Source organism: Affinundibacterium nitidum (genome assembly GCF_014284155.1).
In the GTDB taxonomy this organism is placed as follows: Bacteria; Pseudomonadota; Gammaproteobacteria; order Burkholderiales; family Burkholderiaceae_D; genus Undibacterium; species Undibacterium nitidum.
Map to the genome: position 1 here is coordinate 1,050,271 of NZ_JACOFZ010000001.1, position 17,336 is coordinate 1,067,606.

11 protein-coding genes are annotated in these 17,336 nt (G+C 47.4%); all 11 read right to left on the reverse strand.

Annotated features, from left to right (window positions below):
* Nucleotides 1–48: 48 nt before the first annotated feature.
* The 11 genes from H8K36_RS04585 to H8K36_RS04635 all read right to left on the reverse strand — a co-directional run bounded on the left by H8K36_RS04585 (nucleotide 49) and on the right by H8K36_RS04635 (nucleotide 17,015).
* Nucleotides 49–1,392 carry a sensor histidine kinase gene (locus H8K36_RS04585; RefSeq protein WP_186914872.1) on the reverse strand — a complete coding sequence of 448 codons (1,344 nt, stop codon included), beginning with the start codon at nucleotides 1,390–1,392 and terminating at the stop codon, nucleotides 49–51.
* Complete coding sequence (locus H8K36_RS04590; protein WP_186914871.1) at nucleotides 1,389–2,804, reverse strand: sigma-54-dependent transcriptional regulator; 1,416 nt, start codon at nucleotides 2,802–2,804, stop codon at nucleotides 1,389–1,391. Before H8K36_RS04590 ends, H8K36_RS04585 begins: the two co-directional genes overlap by 4 nt.
* Nucleotides 2,805–2,830: 26 nt before the next feature.
* Nucleotides 2,831–4,036, reverse strand: coding sequence for an ABC transporter permease (locus tag H8K36_RS04595; protein ID WP_186914870.1), 1,206 nt, complete (start codon nucleotides 4,034–4,036; stop codon nucleotides 2,831–2,833).
* Nucleotides 4,036–5,271, reverse strand: a complete 1,236-nt coding sequence (locus H8K36_RS04600) for an ABC transporter permease (RefSeq protein WP_186914869.1) — start codon at nucleotides 5,269–5,271, stop codon at nucleotides 4,036–4,038. The genes H8K36_RS04595 and H8K36_RS04600 overlap by 1 nt, the downstream gene beginning before the upstream one ends.
* Before the next feature lie 8 nt (nucleotides 5,272–5,279).
* On the reverse strand, nucleotides 5,280–5,942 hold the full coding sequence (locus H8K36_RS04605) for an ABC transporter ATP-binding protein (protein ID WP_186914868.1): 663 nt from the start codon (nucleotides 5,940–5,942) through the stop codon (nucleotides 5,280–5,282).
* 93 nt (nucleotides 5,943–6,035) lie between these two features.
* A complete protein-coding gene (locus tag H8K36_RS04610) occupies nucleotides 6,036–7,286 on the reverse strand; it encodes an efflux RND transporter periplasmic adaptor subunit (protein ID WP_186914867.1) in 1,251 nt (416 codons plus the stop codon).
* Between the two features lie 244 nt (nucleotides 7,287–7,530).
* Complete coding sequence (locus H8K36_RS04615) at nucleotides 7,531–9,498, reverse strand: hypothetical protein (protein WP_186914866.1); 1,968 nt, start codon at nucleotides 9,496–9,498, stop codon at nucleotides 7,531–7,533.
* Nucleotides 9,499–9,761: 263 nt separating this feature from the next.
* On the reverse strand, nucleotides 9,762–12,431 hold the full coding sequence (locus H8K36_RS04620; protein ID WP_186914865.1) for a M1 family metallopeptidase: 2,670 nt from the start codon (nucleotides 12,429–12,431) through the stop codon (nucleotides 9,762–9,764).
* Between the two features lie 187 nt (nucleotides 12,432–12,618).
* Nucleotides 12,619–13,950, reverse strand: a complete 1,332-nt coding sequence (locus H8K36_RS04625; protein ID WP_230404289.1) for a cytochrome c — start codon at nucleotides 13,948–13,950, stop codon at nucleotides 12,619–12,621.
* An 8-nt stretch (nucleotides 13,951–13,958) separates the two neighbouring features.
* Nucleotides 13,959–14,690 (reverse strand): c-type cytochrome, encoded by a 732-nt coding sequence (locus H8K36_RS04630; RefSeq protein ID WP_186914864.1) that lies wholly within the window; start codon nucleotides 14,688–14,690, stop codon nucleotides 13,959–13,961.
* A 111-nt stretch (nucleotides 14,691–14,801) separates the two neighbouring features.
* A complete protein-coding gene (locus H8K36_RS04635) occupies nucleotides 14,802–17,015 on the reverse strand; it encodes a carboxy terminal-processing peptidase (RefSeq protein ID WP_186914863.1) in 2,214 nt (737 codons plus the stop codon).
* Nucleotides 17,016–17,336: the final 321 nt, after the last annotated feature.

Here is a 17,336-nt window from a genome sequence, read left to right on the forward strand (position 1 = left end):
AATCGGCACAATGAGAAGCCATCGAAAGCAATTTATAAAGAAATAGAACTACGCTTTCAGAACGATATCAAACTGAGTATCACCTTGTGCATTTTCTGCCAAACGATGAGTAAAGCCATGGCGATTGAGGACTTCGCGCACAAACATCAAACCTATGCCCTGCCCGCCTTTCTTGGTGGTGAAGAAAGGTGTGAACAATTGCGCTGTAGGAATATTTTGTAAGCCTTTACCTGAATCGATAATCGACAAGCGAACACCACCAGGTTCGGCATCCAAGCACAAATCAATTTGCACGAAAGCGGGATGATCGGGCACTTTGGCTTGCGCTGATTCGACCGATTCAATCGCGTTCTTGACGATATTGAGAAGCACTTGCTCGAATAATTGATGATCTACGCTTTGCAATGGCACATCGTGTTTGATACCCCAGGCCAAACGTATGCCGCGTTCGGCACAGCGTTGCCGGTACAAGATCATCGCCGCTTCAACCATTTCCGCGATATCGTTTGCATGCAATTGTACTTCTGGCATTTTGACGACTTCAGTGAAGCGAGCAATGAATTGACCTAAGGTGCGATTACGGCGCTGTACAGCACCGATTGCTGTCGAAAAATCGTTTGCGTCTTCTTCCAGCAGTTGTTGGCGATAGAACAGCAGAGACTCTAATACCGAACCAGTGGCGGCCACAGTATTATTCACTTCATGTGCCAATACCCGCACCAGTTTTTCATAGGTGGCCTTCTCCGAGCTGGCGAGCTCTTCCGTGATTTCATCGATCAATAAGAATTCACGAGCAAATCCACGGTCCACAAATTGACTGCGCTGGCACCGAAAACGACGTCCCTCTTCATTGCTCAGCACTTGACTCTCACCTACCACGACCGTCTTTAGGTCTTCGACGAAACGGGAAATTCTTTCGTTTCCCTGTCCTAGACTTTGACCAGCTTGAATTTGCGTACCAAACAACTGGCTGGCGAAGGCATTGAATAAACTGACCTTGCCATCAAAATCAAACACCACAACGGCGCCTGGTGTTGCCTCAAGCAATTGATCAAGAAAGCCGCGTTGTTCGCCGACCCGCAAACGCTCTTGATACAGACCATCGAGCATGCGGTTAAACAGACCAACCAATTCATTCACTTCCTTGTTGCTACTGGACTTCATCCGCGCAGCATAGTTTTCATCGTGAAGTAAATCTTTAAACCGGCGACTGAAATCGATGGGTAACAGTGCCTTATTCAACAACCAGTAGCCAAGCCCAAAGCTAGCGATCAGCGCGACCTCTATCAGCACCACGACAACTGGTTTCTGATGTAAGAGCCACAGTGCGAGCCCGAAAAAAATCGCGTGGATAAAGAAAAGATAAAGCTGGAGGCGTCGCTGCAAGCTCACTTGACTTCCTCACCAAATTTATCAGCAGGCGTTTCACCTTCTGTTGTAGTAATTTGATGTTTCTCTAAACGGCGATACAAAGCAAACCGGCTTAGCCCCAAAGCTTTGGCAACACGCGAAAGATTGCCTTGATGTTCTTCCATCGCTTTTTCTATCATGTGACGTTCCACTTGATCGAGCGTCATGCCTGAGAACATCGAGGTTTCACGGCACTCTTGAGCTCCGCTCTCTTCTTCTACCGACAAGAAATCTGCTTTCTCGAGCACGGGCTTACCGACCAGCAGCAAGGTACGCTCTAGACTTTGTTTGAGTTGCCGAATATTGCCCGGCCATTGCTGCTGACTCAACCAATCAATCGCAGATTGCCCCAGCTGCACCGCTTCCATGCCATAGGTCTCACACAGTTGATGCATCAGGCGGTGTGCCAACAAAGGAATATCACTGCGACGTTCACGTAGCGGTGGAAGTCGCAATGTGATCAGATTTAATCGATAAAATAAGTCTTCACGAAAATCGCCACTGGCCACTTGTTCTGCCAGCTCGCGATTGGTCGCAGAAATGATGCGCACATCGACCTTCTCAGTTTTGCTTGAACCCAAAACCTGGTAGGTTTGAGTCTGCAATACGCGTAATAACTTGACTTGATCCGCCCGATTAAGCTCACCAACTTCATCGAGAAACAAACTACCTAAATGCGATGTGGCGAAATGCCCTTTTCTATCAGTTTTAGCATCGGTAAAGGCACCGCGCACGTGACCAAACATCTCGCTTTCAAACAAAGAGGAAGTGATCGCGCCCATATTGACCTTGACCACTTCTTTGCTCGCACGCGGGCTATTGCGGTGAATGGCGTCGGCGATCAACTCTTTGCCGGTGCCACTCTCCCCTAAAATCAAGACCGAAGCGCTGGTCTTGGCGACACGCCCAATAGTGGCCAAGACTTTCAATAATTCTGGATGCTCACCAATAATGTCGGAAAACTCATATTGGCTATCGAGTTGTTGACGTGTCAGGCGCGCAGCTGGCGCTTCTTCTTTTAAGGCGATTGTCGTTTGAATCAACTGCAGTAGATTCGCGTTATCCCAAGGCTTAGTAAAGAAGTCCGCAGCACCGGCTTTTACACCCTTCACCGCTAAAGCGATCGAGCCCCAAGCCGTCATTAACAACACCGGTAAATCTGGATGACGACGGTGAATCTCCGCCATCAAGGCTAAACCTTCTTCACCGCTGGTCTCTAGCGAGAAATTCATATCGAGCAAGACTAGGCTGATCTTTTCTTGCTCGAGGATAGTCAGAGCTCGCGCTGGCTCGTCGCAAGTCTTGGTGGCGAAGCCGTTTTGCTTAAGCAGCAACGCCAGCGATACTTGAACTGACTCGTCATCATCAACAATGAGAATAGTTTGTGAAGACAATTATTCCGCCTCTTTCAATCAAATGTTTATTCGTAGTGCAAAGCATCTGTCGGGCTCATACGACTCGCCATCCAGGCTGGATAGAGTGCACAGGTAATCGACACCGCATAAATAATCGCCATTGCAATGCCAGCCGACAGGAAAAAACTACTCCAGTCCATAAACTTAGCAAATATGCCAGTAAAAGGTAACTGTATCAGAAACAGCATTCCCACCGCCATAGCCAAGCTACTCAATAACACCTGTTCCGTCACAATTTGCCCGTAAATCTGAGCGCTACTCGCCCCCACTGCGCGACGCAAACCAAGTTCAGGGATACGGCTATTGACGTTTTGCCAGAGAACGCCAAACAGACCGAAGCAGACCATGATCAGCAAGAAGCCAGCAATCATCACTGGTGGGATGAAGAAGATGGCTTTTTGTCGCAACATTTCGTCGCGCGCCTCACTTAGCAACACGATGTCGTAGTCAATATTGTTTCGTACCAAACGCAACTGTTGATACAGCTTGATTTCAAAATTACGTGGCGTGCCAGCTTTGACTTTAACGACTATATTGCTGAGCGGCGATTCACTAAGCGCAGAGTGTCTAAAAATAACGATATTCCCTGGTGCCTTAAATTCTCCGATGTATCGATAGTCGTCAATTACTCCGACTACTCGATAAACCACGGTTGTTTTATCATAGGGATCTGAATTTGTGATGAGCTTTCCCAGCGGATCTTCACCACCAAATAAATTCTTTGCTAATTCTCGATTGATCACAGCGGAAGCTTCGCCGCTATTCTCATCCAGCTCTGAAAACCAACGACCAGAAACCTGTCGAATTTCTAGAGTTTTCTGTGCCATATCATCAGCAGACAATGAATACGTATCGACTTTCTGTTCGCTGTCAATTCGACGGAAACCGCGACTAAAGCCTGAAGTATTGTAGGGCTCAAACTGGATAAAACTCACAGCCTCCACCTCTGGCAACGAAGATATCGCTCGTCGAAATTGATCAACGAGGTGTGCCTGTGGCACCGGTTTCTCAAGACCCTCTGTAGTGAGGCCGAAGTTCACGCGCCATCTATTTTCCGATTTAAAACCCAGCGGTTGATTATAGAGTTGGTAGTTGTACATCGCCCCCACCACCACACCGAAAATAACGACGAAGATCAAGAGAATCTCAAAACTGATCATGGCATTTTTAGCTTTGCGCTTCCAAAGCAATTTCCATAGATGCTTTAGCATTATGCATTTCCTTTCAAGGCAAATACTGGATCGAGTTTTGCCATCCGCCACGCAGGTAATACACCAGAGACAATACCAAAAATAATCGTCATCAAGACTCCGTAACCAAAAACGGCAGCATTCACACTCAGTTTCAGATCTGGAACGATTCCTGTGGAGTTAATCCACATCAGGAATCCCTCAGTGACTATCAATGAGATAACGCATGCGATTAAGGAAAGTGCTACATTTTCAACGAGAAACTGCGCCACCAATTCAAATCTCGATGCGCCGAATGCTTTGCGAACGCCAATTTCAACGCTTCGCTCCATCATTCGTCCAAGATTCAAGTTCACGAGATTCAAGGCTGGCAACAGCATAAAGATAAACATCAATGCAACTATAGAAGCAAAAACTTGCTCAGCACCTGAATCTTCACTACGAAAATCGCTTGAAAAGCCACGCGCAAACCTATCGAATCGGGTATTCGCAAACAACAAAGTTTTTGGCCACTTTATCGGATCCTCTTCCTTAATATTTCGCCCCTGCTCCAAAATCTCTTGCTTAAGTAATGGAACCGCAGAGCTACTCTTTGCTAGCAACACAGCAGAAAAATCGCCCTCTAAACCTTTGCTATATGAACTTGTTGGCGCTGTCGTCAATGGTGCCCACATCTTTGCCTCACCATTTGCCCCTAGCAGGTCATCAACTACGCCAACGACTTCATACTGGTAGCCTCTGACGTTGATTTTTTTTCCGAGTGCTGCTTGTTCACCAAAGAGTTTGTGCGCGATCCTAGTATTAAGAACAATTAAGAAACGACCTTGATCAACATCCTCCCTGGTATAGAATCGACCCTCCTTTAAACGATAGCTATAAATGTCCCAGAAGATCTCATCGGTGAAGACCATCGATAATTTTTCAACACGATTATCTTGATACACTGCGACCGGTATTGCCCGTGTCAACGCACTAACTTTCTCCGCATGTTTAGCTGGTTTTAAATATTGATCGATGAGCTTAAAGCCAAGGCCATTAATCTCCAGATAATTCTTACTGAGCTTTAAATAGGAATCAACATGAACAAGACGATCTCGATTCACATCCACACCCGAAGGCGCAAAGCTATGTTCCATCACCGCTGTGACCACCAATAGCACCGCCAAGGTCAAGACGATACACATCAAGTTGATCGCCGTGAACATCTTGCGCCGCCAGTACACTTTACTGGCCATTAATAAATAACTCTTTAACATAGCGATTCCTAGGCAACCAACTGACCATCAAACACACGAATGATGCGACCACTTTGTTTGGCGTGGCGTTCATCATGTGTGACCATCACCACGGTAGTTCCTTGCTGATTGAGTTTGAGAAGAATATCCATTACTTCCGAACCCATGTGGCTGTCGAGATTTCCTGTCGGTTCGTCGGCAAGGAGGATATCGGGTTGACCAACCATGGCGCGGGCAATCGCAACCCGCTGTTGCTGTCCACCAGAGAGTTGATTGGGATAGTGTTCCATACGCGCGCTTAAACCAACACTGGCCAAGGCTTGCTCCGCCAATTCACGTCTTTGTTTAGCACTGGTTTTGCGGTACAAGAGCGGCAATTCGACGTTATCAATCACACGTAGATCATTAATCAAGTGAAAGCTCTGAAAGATAAAGCCGAAAGTTTTATTACGCATCTTTGCCAGATCTTTATCGCCCCACTGATGCAATTCTTGGCCCGCGATCTTGACCTTGCCCTCACCTGGTCGATCAAGCAGCCCTAATAAATTGAGTAAGGTGCTCTTGCCACAACCGCTGGGGCCCATGATGGAGACAAACTCGCCCTTGTTGATCAGAAGATTGATGTCGCGTAGCGCGATGGTTTCAACCTTGTCGGTTTGGTAGGTCTTGCTGACATTTTCTAACTGGATCATGTTTCTTCCTTGCTTAAATTTTTGAATTCTTCAATTCTTCAATTCTTCAATTCTTCAATTCTTCGTTTTTTAAATTCTTATCTTCGTTTGTGATCAACGTACTCGAAAACTATCGAGATGTTTGAACTTGCTGACGTCTGATACGATTAATTTATCCCCAGCGCGTAAGCCCGCACCGGACAATACTTCGGCATGTTTGCCGTCATTTAAACCAAACTCCACATTGCGCTTGACTGCACGCCCATCCTCTAACACATACACATCTTGACGCCCTTTGCCATTAATTGCAGGCCCCATGTCGACCACCATGGTCTTATCTTTTTGGTCGGTGACGATATTAGTTTCAACCCGTAATTTATGGCGCAAAGCAGGATGATTGGGTTCGGCCAAGCTCACTAACAACTTCACGGTGCCGTTTTGAATCTCAGGCAAAATTGTTTGCACTTCACCTTTAATCATTTGGCCGCTGTACTCAACACGCACCGATTGGCCGGGGTTCAAATAACGTGCATAGAAATCCGACACGCTCGCTTCGACACGGAAGTTACGAAGCTCTGAGACCTTTGCTATCATTTGCCCAGTATTCACACTACTACCTTCGTCGGTCAGTGCCCACGTTAACAAGCCGTCAAACGGCGCTTTGACTTGCGTTTGCGCTAATAAGCTTTGTTGGAGTTCCATTTGTTTTTGGAAGATCGAACGCTGCAAACGCGCACTTTCAATATTACTGCTGGTGGTCTTGCGGGTGTCGACCAGAGATTCTCTATGCTGACGCAATTGCACTTCGTTACGCTTTACCGCTAACTCGGCAGCTTGTAAATCGACCTGAGAAGTGATGCCATTCGCCCCCAATTTTTGAAAGCGCGCCAGTTTGACTTTATTGCTTTGCAAATCTAATTCCAAAAGTTCGATTTCACTGGCGATACGTTTCAGTTGAGCGTCGAGTTCATTGCTCAAGGTTTGTACACGGATATCTTGTTGGGAAATTTGCTCGCGTAAATTGTCGATCGCAACACGCACCGTTTGGTCATCGAGTTCCATCAACAATTCTCCAGCCTTGACCGTTTGCCCTGCTTTGGCGATGATTTTACGTACCCGTGTTTGTACTGGGCTAGGAATCTGTTCTTCACGCACGGGGATCACAATACCCGAGGCGTTGATGGTGTTGTCGACTTGCCCGATTCTCACCTCGGAGATACGCAGATCGGATAATGCAGCTGACTGTGTGGCGACACGATTGAGACCCCAGCTCGCACCGCAAATCACCAGCAAAACGGCGCCTGCGACCATCCATTGCTTACGGCGACGTTGCTGAATTACGGTTTGACTGATTTCTTTATCCATCACTGACTCCTAAGCTTCTTGCAATAACTAACTCTGTTGCAAAGCCCGTGCCAGCTTCAACAAAAAACAAATAGGCTTTAAATTCAATCACTTATGAAGAATTTTTATTGCAGGAAGAATGATCTGTCCACACGCCACGTGCGAAGATGAACAAGTAGGTGCGAAATCGCACACCACTAGTCGAGGGGGATGGTATGGAGCCCAAAGATGGGTTCAGCGAATACGGCTGTCACGCTACCTCGATTTAGTTTCGAGCATGCACAAAGCGGAACCGCGGTGCATTTTGTTGACTCAGCACTTTGCCGCTACGATTATCTTTAATCACTAACTGCAAAGTCCACTCAGATACGTTTTGCGCCTTAATCTCATAGGATGGGCACAATTCGATCTGTACTTCATTCGAGGACAAAGTGGTGTAATCCAATTGTCGGATATGACCACAATTCCGAAGCAAGACTTGCGACTCTACTTTCTTTCCGATGACACACATATACACCGGAAGGCTCGACATGCTGCCATGGTTACAAGTCAAAATTGCTTGGAAGGGATAACTCTTCACATAGCGTTCTCTCTCTGCAGTCGCCTCAACAGCTTTTTGTTTCTCTCTAGCTTTTCGAACGTCTGGCACAGCGATTTTTTTAGCCTTTGCAGTCATTTCATCTTCGAGAAATGTGGCAACCTTCCAGTAGCGAGTATCGGTATCATAGCCGCTAGCGACCATACGCTTTACGGCTTGATCGAAATCTTGCTGTTGTTGGATTCCTGCTTTTCTCAAGCGCGCAGCATCATCCGCATCCATTCGTGGACGCAAACGTAAGGATAACTTCGCGTCTTCCAAAGTTTGATAGCCATAGCGATCTTTCACCGAATTTAGCAGAGCAGCTTCTTCCCGCACTTCAAAAAGTTCGTGAGGGAATTGATCACGTTTTAGGGCCTCTAATAGAATTTTCGCTTCGGCCAATGTAATCACCATGCTATGACAATGACCAGTTTTAAACGCTGCAAACAGTTCGTCAAGATTTTCGTAGATACCCTCAAAATTTTTTGACCTTGGAGCGCGGCTCCAATTAGAAAAATCGGTGGTCCAACGATACGCCTCAATCAACATTCCATCCGAACTCACGTTTCGTTTGGCACAGACGCGCGCCACAGTATCTGAGGTCAGTGGTTTCACTTGGCGAACAGCCAATATGCCATCCTGCTTTTCATTCAAGACTTGCTGCACTTGTTGCTGACGTTGCGCATGTTGATTTGCATCGTTCACCTTTTGTTGAGCAATTTCCTGTTTTCGATTTTGGTAGTACTGGGCAATCTTATTGCCACTGATGTTACCGACCGCCACCATCTCACCCGACTTGAGCAAAGCTCGCAATTGTTCAATGCGTTCGCCACTTAGGATGAGAAAGCGGCTTTCTGGCGAGCGTTGGTCCCAATTTCGTATCCACTCCTGTATGTCCTCGACGTTCACGATTTCAAACTGGTCGACATTGACCGTTTTCAAAAATGGCGCCAGCACAAGTTTATTGATATCGGACCACGCCTGCGGATCAAGTTCGCGATAAGCCCGTTCTGAACGAATCTTCACAGCCTCGTCCATCATCAACCGCACACGACTTTCTTTTCCTGTATAAAAATAGTCGCCATTGAGTTTCTTGCTGACTGCCTTTTCAGGTCGAGCCAGCAGATACCAATCCATGGCGGAATAATCATTAGCGACATTGACCACCAACTCGACATCGCGTTCGATAGGACAACTACTGCCTTGCTTCACAAATGTTAGACGATGTTGGCCCGGCGTGTAGAACACCCAATCAAAGTGAAATTGATCATCATCGATTTCACCCGATTGCCAACTAATCGCCATGCCATGCAAGTTGCGCATACGCCAAGACACATGAGTCCGTTCAAAGTGAGGGCCTTTTTCGACGTCGTCGAAGACCTGCCCATCTTGGCGAATCTGCCAACGACAGGCGCTGGGATCTAACCAACTGGTTTTGACTTGAACCTGCACAGTGAAAGCTTGCCCCACGCGCAGCGTATTACTGTCGGTTTTCATCGACAAGATATTCGCAAACGCATGGTTACTGAGCAGCGACAAAATGCCTGTAAAGCAGACAAGGCGACACAGTTGAACAATCATAGGAAGGCAATGCAAGCGAGAGATGATAGAGGCTTGTTTTTCTCGCCTTACGATTTTCACTTGGTTTCGCATTGTTAGCCTCCCGAATCGTGACTGAACGGTCGTGGTTTGGGTAATGTCTTACGCCACCTACGGCAACGTTTAGGAATTGTTTCCTAGAAGTATTATTCAGCACAGCGTAAGTTGCAAGCTTTCAAGGTCGCCCTGCGTCTAAATACTCCGCAATAATTGTAAATAATCGAAAAATCATTGCCATATAAAAAAACCGCCCTGTCTGACGAGGGCGGCTTTCTATTTTTACACCACCGCTTACAGCGGAAGTCATTGGCGACTATTTAGCTTTTTACATTCGCATCGACCCATGCTTTCACAGCAGGTGCGCGTTCTTCACGGATCTTGAGACGTGTTTTGATGCTGCCAATGACACGTTCAACTTCACCGCGTGAACTCGGATCGAGGTTGTCTTTGGCATAGGCTTGCAATTTATCGATAACTGCCAAATTGCTTGCTCCCGCTGCCAAGCCTGGGAAGTAGCGACTGCGTGAAGTTGCATCAACTTTCGCATTGACTGCAGCCAAATTGGCCATGGCGAAGTCGAAGGTCATTTCAGTATGCTCACCAGCCACGGTACGAATCATACTAGCGCTGGTTGTCGCACCTGGTTCATCGGTCAAGGCTAAATCCAAAGCGCGTTTCGCTAAGTCTTTGTTCTTCGCCGTGGCCAACAAGGCATACAAACTGTCTTTCACCATTGCCGATTTTTCTTTCTGTGCGCGTTCACGCAAAGCATTCCAAGTGGTTTCATCGGCATTGCGTGCGACGATTGCTAAGATCAAGAAACGCAGTGAAGCTGGGGCTGCCTTTGGATCTGTATCCATTGCTAAGAAACGGCGTTGGGCTTCTGCCAGCGTTGCAGGGTCTTCTAGGCCACTCATGATGCCGATCATTTCAGCACGGAAGTTAGCGAGATAATCTGGCTCGCCTGCTTTTGCCTCCCAACCTAATTTGTTCATCATCGGTGTCAATTTAGCACGGGCAAATTGCTTAAATTTCTTGGTGCGTTCTTCATCACCTTTTAAGAAGGCCAAATACCCAGAAAGGCGACCAGCGACTGCGCTCCACACGTGCACGCTCGCCTCATCTGGCGTTGAACTAGCCAAATCTAAGAAATTGGCCACGGGTTGTTGACCCGCGATCGCCATCGCATTGCTGTCTGCTAATGCACCAACTTGATCAATCGCGCTCAAACTAGAGAAATTCTTTGCCAAATTGGAGAACACCGCTGGCGCATACATGGTGCGGTAATAACCATTTTGCCCAGCGTTGACGACCACCGTGCCACAAGCGGGCAATTGCAAACTACCTTTACCATTCACGACCAAAGTACGTCCTTGCACTTTGGTGCCTGCCACTTGCGCAACGACTGGCACTTGCCAGCTCTTAGCCGCGCGATTTGGTTCATCACGAGAGAATTCCAACTGCGACAAGCTGACAATCGATTTGCCATTTTTACAGACGACGTCATCGACACGAATCAAGGGTACGCCAGGTTGCTCAGTAAAATCTTTAGCGATGGCCTTAATTGGCTTACCTGCTGCTTTTTCAATGGAATCGAAGAAGTCTTTAGTGACCGTGCTGCTGTAGGCATGTTTTTTCATATACGCACGCACACCTTTACGCCATGCGTCTTCGCCGACATAGTTTTCAAGCATGCGGATCACCGCTTCACCCTTTTGGTAGGTGATGGTGTCAAAAGCTTGGTTCGCTTGCTCTACGGTTTCGATGTGTTGTACCACTGGGTGCGTAGTCTTCATGGAATCTGGGCCCATCGCCGATTCACGTACTCCAATCGCATTAAACTCTGGCAACCATTCTGGGTGCAAACGCTGCATGATGCGGTTTTCCATCCATGAAGCAAAACCTTCATTGAGCCACAAGTCATCCCACCATTGCATGGTCACCAAATCACCGAACCATTGATGCGCTGTTTCATGTGCCGCAGTCACGAATACGCGTTCTTTGTCCGCTTGTGTGGAGTACTTTGGATCGAGCAGCAAAGCACTTTCGAAGGTGAAAATCGCGCCCCAGTTTTCCATCGCACTGAAAAATTGACTTTGTCCTGGTGCTGCGACGTTATCGAGCTTAGGCAATGGATAACGCACACCGAAGTAATCATTTAAGTAACGCAGTACACCCGCTGATTCATCGAGCGCATAACGCGCTTGTTCTAAGCTGCCACGCTTCGCGACTACACCAATTTCAGTGCCTTCAGCTTTGATTGTGGCACGTTCGAAATCACCTACACTCAGAAATAAAAGGTAGGTCGACATCTTTGGAGAAGTCGCGAACTTAACCCAAGTTTTTCCGTTACCGAGATCTTTCTTTTCCAAGGCTGGCATATTGCTGACCGCCATGTGCTCACTCGGAATGGTCACATCAAGATTGAACGTCGCTTTGAACACTGGCTCATCCCATGAAGGCATGAAGCGACGTGCATCAGAGTTTTCGAATTGCGTGTAGAGCGCACGTTTCTTCGCGCCATCTGCATCGTAGTCTAACGAGAACAAGCCTACTGCTTGAGTACCGATGATGCCATCGTATTCCATGCTCAATTGGTACTGCCCTTTAGCGATCTCTTGGCCGAAGTTGAAGGTCACGGTTTGTGCTTTAGCGTCGATCTCGACTTTCGCTTCACCGCCGACTTTGCGGCCCTTGTTGTCGACTAGGCTCACATTCTTGAAGCTCATATCGAGGGCGTGCAAGGTGATGGTATTGCTCGCCTTGCTGACTTCAATTTTGATATTCGCCTTACCGCTAAACTTGGCCTCTTTGGCGTTTGGCGTCACAGACACATCGTAATGCAGAGGACGCACGCCGCGTGGCAATTGCGAAGTTACTTTATTGAAATCAACCACGGAAGCGGCTGCAGGTACTGCCAAAGCAGGCAATTGAGCACCTAATGTAATGGTGGCCAACACGGCCAAAGAGATTAAGCTACGTTTCATTTTTTCCTCTATTTTTGAAGACTTCGTACAAGCACAGGGGTAGTCTGTTGCTGCACTGATGAAGGCGGGTAAGTTTATAAAAATTGTTTTATTGTCAATTCAAGTCTCATTGGAGTCATGTCGCGTAAAAAAGTTCAACGCGCGTGTTCCGACATTACGCGAATCCGACGTTACTTTGCGGACTCCATTAATCCAAGGGCGCTGTGCGATAAGGATTGACCTCGCTCGGGCTAATCACCGATCCTTTGTTACCCCAAGAGTTTCGGATATACGTCATCACCAGGGCAACTTCTGTGTCGTCAAGAAATGGGGCAAATGGTGGCATGCCATATGGACGGCTATTCGCTGCGGTAGAAGGCGCAAAACCGCCGACCAAAATAATGCGCACAGGGTTTGTCACTGAAGGCATTTGCAAGGACGTATTGCCTTTCAAGGCCGGATAAACGCCGACTCTCCCCTCACCATCACGACCATGGCACTCGGCGCAATGTCTACCGTAAATCTTCTGGCCACGCTCCAAAAGCCGCGACAACTCTTCATTGCTGACCTGCGGACGTTGCAGGCTACGATCGAGTATGTCTTGATCGGCGCGAGCGATTTGCTTCTTTGCTTGCAAATATTCACGCATGGCGGCGATATCCTTATCCTGCCAATGCTGCAAACTATTCTTTACCACTTCGGCCATCGGCCCTAATACTGCGCGTTGTTGACTCGCCCCATGTTTGAGCAAAGCGTCCAATTCTGCTGCGGGCATGGCAGGTAAATTCAATTCTTCTTTTGATACTAAAGAAGGGGCGTACCAATGAATACCGGCCATTTCACCACCACTTAGATCAGCGCTGCCCTGATTCGCACCAAACTGATTGCGGGCGCTATGACATGCAGAGCAGTGTCCTAAACCTCGTACTAAATATGCACCGCGATTCCAGCTTAAGCTTTGAGTGGTTTCTGGTTTTAACTCACCTGGGCGGAAATACAGTGCGCGCCACAAACTAATGGCGGCTCTTTGGTTGTAAGGAAAGGCCAACTCATGTGCTGCGTTTGTCTGTTCTACAGGTGTCACGCTTTGAAAGTAGGCATACATCGCATCGGAATCTGCCCGCGTGATGTGGGTGTAATTTACAAATGGAAACGCTGGGTAAAGTAGTTGTCCATGCTTACCCTTACCATTATGTAGCGCATTCCAAAAATCGTTTGCGCTCCACTCTCCTATCCCCGTCTTTTTGTCTGGTGTGATATTCGGAGAAACGAAATTTCCAAACTCAGATTGCAGCACCCGGCCACCGGCATACTCTGCTCCGCCACGTGCAGTATGGCAGCCGATACAATTGGCTTGCTTGGCGAGATACGCGCCTTGGGTAATGGTAACCAATGAAACCTCTTTACCCAAGGGAGAGCTATCAGCCGCCATGGAAGATCGTTCATCAAGTCCCCAATAACCATATGCCGCTAGCGCGAGTACGACACACAGTAGCAAACACAGCAGTGATGCCAATGCACGCCACAAACTTATTCTCATTCGGTTGCTCATCGCGGCACACTCCCACAGCTCAAAGGCAGCTTGAAGCTTGCGGCATCATTCGCGTTTGATTTTGATACGGCTTTGCTATCGGATGGCATATTTTGCAAGGCCAACCAAGAAGCCACAGCGGAGATATCTTCCGCGCTGAGTTTCTTCGCGACACTTTGCATACAATCAGGCGCAGCCGCATGACGGCTACCGGTTTGCCATGCACCGAGTTGAGACACCAAATAGTCGCGTGGCAAACCCAGCAAACCTGGAATAAACGGTGCGACACCGGTCATTTTATCTCCATGACAAGAGACACATGCCGGTAGGTCTTTCGACGTCTCACCTTTTAGAACGAGCGCTTTGCCTCGTTCCAATACCGCTGCGGGAACACTATTAGCCTGAGGTGCAGCATACGGTGGATTTTGTTCCGAAAAATAATTCGCGATTTCTTGCAGATACGCATCCGACATATGAGACACCATGTACGTCATCATCGGATATGTACGCTTAGCTTGACGGAAATTAATCAGTTGGTTGTACAAATAACCGGCCGGTTTACCTGCAATCCGAGGATAAAATCCATCACTGGTAGAGCGCCCTTCGGCACCATGACAGGCGACGCAGGCTTTGACACGTTGCGCCAAACTATCAGCGAACGCCGGTGTTGTAGTTTGCGCAGCGACATGACTACTAACGGCCAACAAGGCTAAGCCGAGCAATCGCGCGCGAAAGAAAGAACGAATCATTGATCAATTAAATGGTGAGAGCTTAAAAAAACTTGAGCCCTCGCAGAGGTCTGCAGGGCTCAAATAAGCGTGCTACAAAAAACTAAAAGCTACGATAGCGCGAAGCTAAACTTATTGCATCTCTTTGGCTTTTGCAGCCAATTTCGGCATGACTTGTGCCGCAATTTTTTGATTAGTTTTAATCAACTCAATCTCATCGCTCAAGATGTTGGCAGCTTCAATCAAATACACATCTTTCGCTTCTTTATTGGCTTTTTCTTCTGCCAATTCAGCTGCTAAGCTACGTTCACTACCTTGCAAACCGTCGTCTTGCTTATTCAACTTCGATTTCGCTTTCAGGCATTTGTCGCTGTTTTTGTCTTTGCATTCTAAAGACGCACGGAACTCTTCACGCTCCTTAATTTTCTTTTCGCGGGCATCACGTTCAGCACGACGCTCAGCTTCATTCAAAGAAATCTCTTTCTTTTCTTTTTGCTGTTTGTACTCTGCGATATCTTCTTTGATAAATTGAAACTCTTTATCTTTAGCGATACGCATTTCATGACGAACTTGCAGCATCGCTTGCACGTCTTTCAAATTACCGACTGTTTGATAATCAGCTGGCTTGATTTGTACCCACGGCAATGCATTGTCATAGCTTGACTCGCCATAGCTATCAGCATCGGTAAAAGTTGGATAGGCGATATCTGGGCTGACACCACGCAATTGCGTCGTACCACCATTGACGCGGAAGAACTGCGCCACTGTCATTTTCAAATCACCATACTGCGGTTTTTCGCTACGCGCCATTTGATCAAGGCTGATCACCGTTTGCACAGTGCCTTTACCAAAACTATTTTCGCCAATAATCAAACCACGGCCATAATCTTGAATCGCTGCTGCAAAAATTTCAGAGGCAGACGCAGAACCACGATTAATCATCACGCCCATAGGGCCATCCCAAGCGATAACACCAGCGCCATCCCGTTCGATATGGACACGGCCTTGCGCATTTTTCTGCTGCACCACTGGGCCTTTGCCAATGAATAAGCTGGTCAACTCAACAGCTTCGTTCAAAGACCCGCCACCGTTATCGCGTAAGTCGATCAACACACTATCAACTTTTTCTTTCTTCAGTTCGCCGAGCAAACGCGCTACGTCGCGCGTTGCGCTCTTAAAATCTTTGTCGCCACGACGACGTGCATCGAAGTCTTGGTAGAAGGTCGGCAATGCAATCACACCAATACGGCGCGTACCATCAGCGGTCTTCACTTCTTGTATCGATTTCTTAGCAGCTTGCTGTTCTAGGGTGATCTTGTTACGAACCAATACGATGGTCACGTGCTTACCATCTGGGCCCGCATCTGCCGGCAACACATCCAAGGTCACTGGCGTATCTTTTGGACCGCGAATTAGGGCGACTACATCATCCAAACGCCAGCCCATCACGTCAACTGGAGTCGCATTTGCACCTTGACCAACACCTACAATACGATCACCCACTTTCAATTTACCTGACAAAGCCGCTGGGCTACCAGGTACCAATTCACGGATCGTCGCCATCTCATCACGATCTTGCAAAGTGGCGCCGATACCAGACATGGACAAACGCATCGCGATATCAAAATCTTCTGCCGCTTTTGGTCCTAAGTAATTCGTATGCGGCTCCACCGACATCGCATAGGCATTCATAAAGAGTTGGAAAACATCTTCACTCTTCAATTTATTCATGCGCGTTAACGTTGTTTCGTAACGCTTTGCCAAAGTCGTGCGAATCGCTTCAGTTTCTTTACCGGCTAGTTTCAAACGCAACCAATCATTCTTCACACGCTGACGCCATAAGTCGCGCATCGCAGCATCGTCCTTAGGCCATGGCGCTTTTTCGCGTTGATAAAAATAGGATTCTTTTTCACTGAAATCGAAATCACTCTTCAACACATCGCTAGCGAATGTCAAACGTTCTTTAAAACGCTTTTGATAGAGGTTGAACATCGCAAATGGGATCGTGAGATCTTGACCCAAAATCGCGTCATCTAATTTGGTCCGTGCTGCATTAAATTGATCAATGTCGCTTTGGAGGAAGAACACACGATCGGCGTCCAAAGACTTCAGGTAGCGATCAAAAATTTTCTCAGACATTGCATCATCAAGAGGCGTCGCTTTGTAATGGAAGCGTGTGAGAAATTCCGCCGTCATGTTGGCGGCTTGAATTTGTTGCGGTAATGGTTTGAATTCCGTTAGTTGGATGGGAGCTTTGGCGGTGCTGACTGCCGGGCCTGGTTGCGCTGTCGCGAAATGGGTGCTGATTACCAAGCCAAGGGCAATACTCAACAAAGTCTTTTTCATCTTTTATCTCCAATTATTCGTATTTGTATTACGACAATTTTGTGCAAATTAGCACGCTAAACACGAATAGTCTTGCAAGGATTACGCATCACTTGCCTTCATTCATTTCGAAAGCATACCACTACTTGTTCAAGGAAACAGCAGGACTCATCCCTGAAAAACAGCGTTTTTTACGGCCTTAGGCGTCAATACATGATCTAGACAACGACAAATCGGCAAAGTTCATGCATTTGACTGCATTTAAGAGCAAAAAACAGCCGAATCTGCGCTGTTTTGCCTCGAGCCCGCGCAGTTTGATTAAGCATTTGCTCACAATTATTG

What these genes read in the sequence shown, in the direction of transcription:
- H8K36_RS04615 (WP_186914866.1), bottom strand. Translation starts at nt 9,498, where the DNA reads ATGCGAAACCAAGTGAAAATCGTAAGGCGAGAAAAACAAGCCTCTATC.
- H8K36_RS04620 (WP_186914865.1), bottom strand. Translation starts at nt 12,431, where the DNA reads ATGAAACGTAGCTTAATCTCTTTGGCCGTGTTGGCCACCATTACATTA.
- H8K36_RS04625 (WP_230404289.1), bottom strand. Translation starts at nt 13,950, where the DNA reads ATGAGAATAAGTTTGTGGCGTGCATTGGCATCACTGCTGTGTTTGCTA.
- H8K36_RS04610 (WP_186914867.1), bottom strand. Translation starts at nt 7,286, where the DNA reads ATGGATAAAGAAATCAGTCAAACCGTAATTCAGCAACGTCGCCGTAAG.
- H8K36_RS04635 (WP_186914863.1), bottom strand. Translation starts at nt 17,015, where the DNA reads ATGAAAAAGACTTTGTTGAGTATTGCCCTTGGCTTGGTAATCAGCACC.
- H8K36_RS04605 (WP_186914868.1), bottom strand. Translation starts at nt 5,942, where the DNA reads ATGATCCAGTTAGAAAATGTCAGCAAGACCTACCAAACCGACAAGGTT.
- H8K36_RS04600 (WP_186914869.1), bottom strand. Translation starts at nt 5,271, where the DNA reads ATGTTAAAGAGTTATTTATTAATGGCCAGTAAAGTGTACTGGCGGCGC.
- H8K36_RS04630 (WP_186914864.1), bottom strand. Translation starts at nt 14,690, where the DNA reads ATGATTCGTTCTTTCTTTCGCGCGCGATTGCTCGGCTTAGCCTTGTTG.
- H8K36_RS04595 (WP_186914870.1), bottom strand. Translation starts at nt 4,036, where the DNA reads ATGCTAAAGCATCTATGGAAATTGCTTTGGAAGCGCAAAGCTAAAAAT.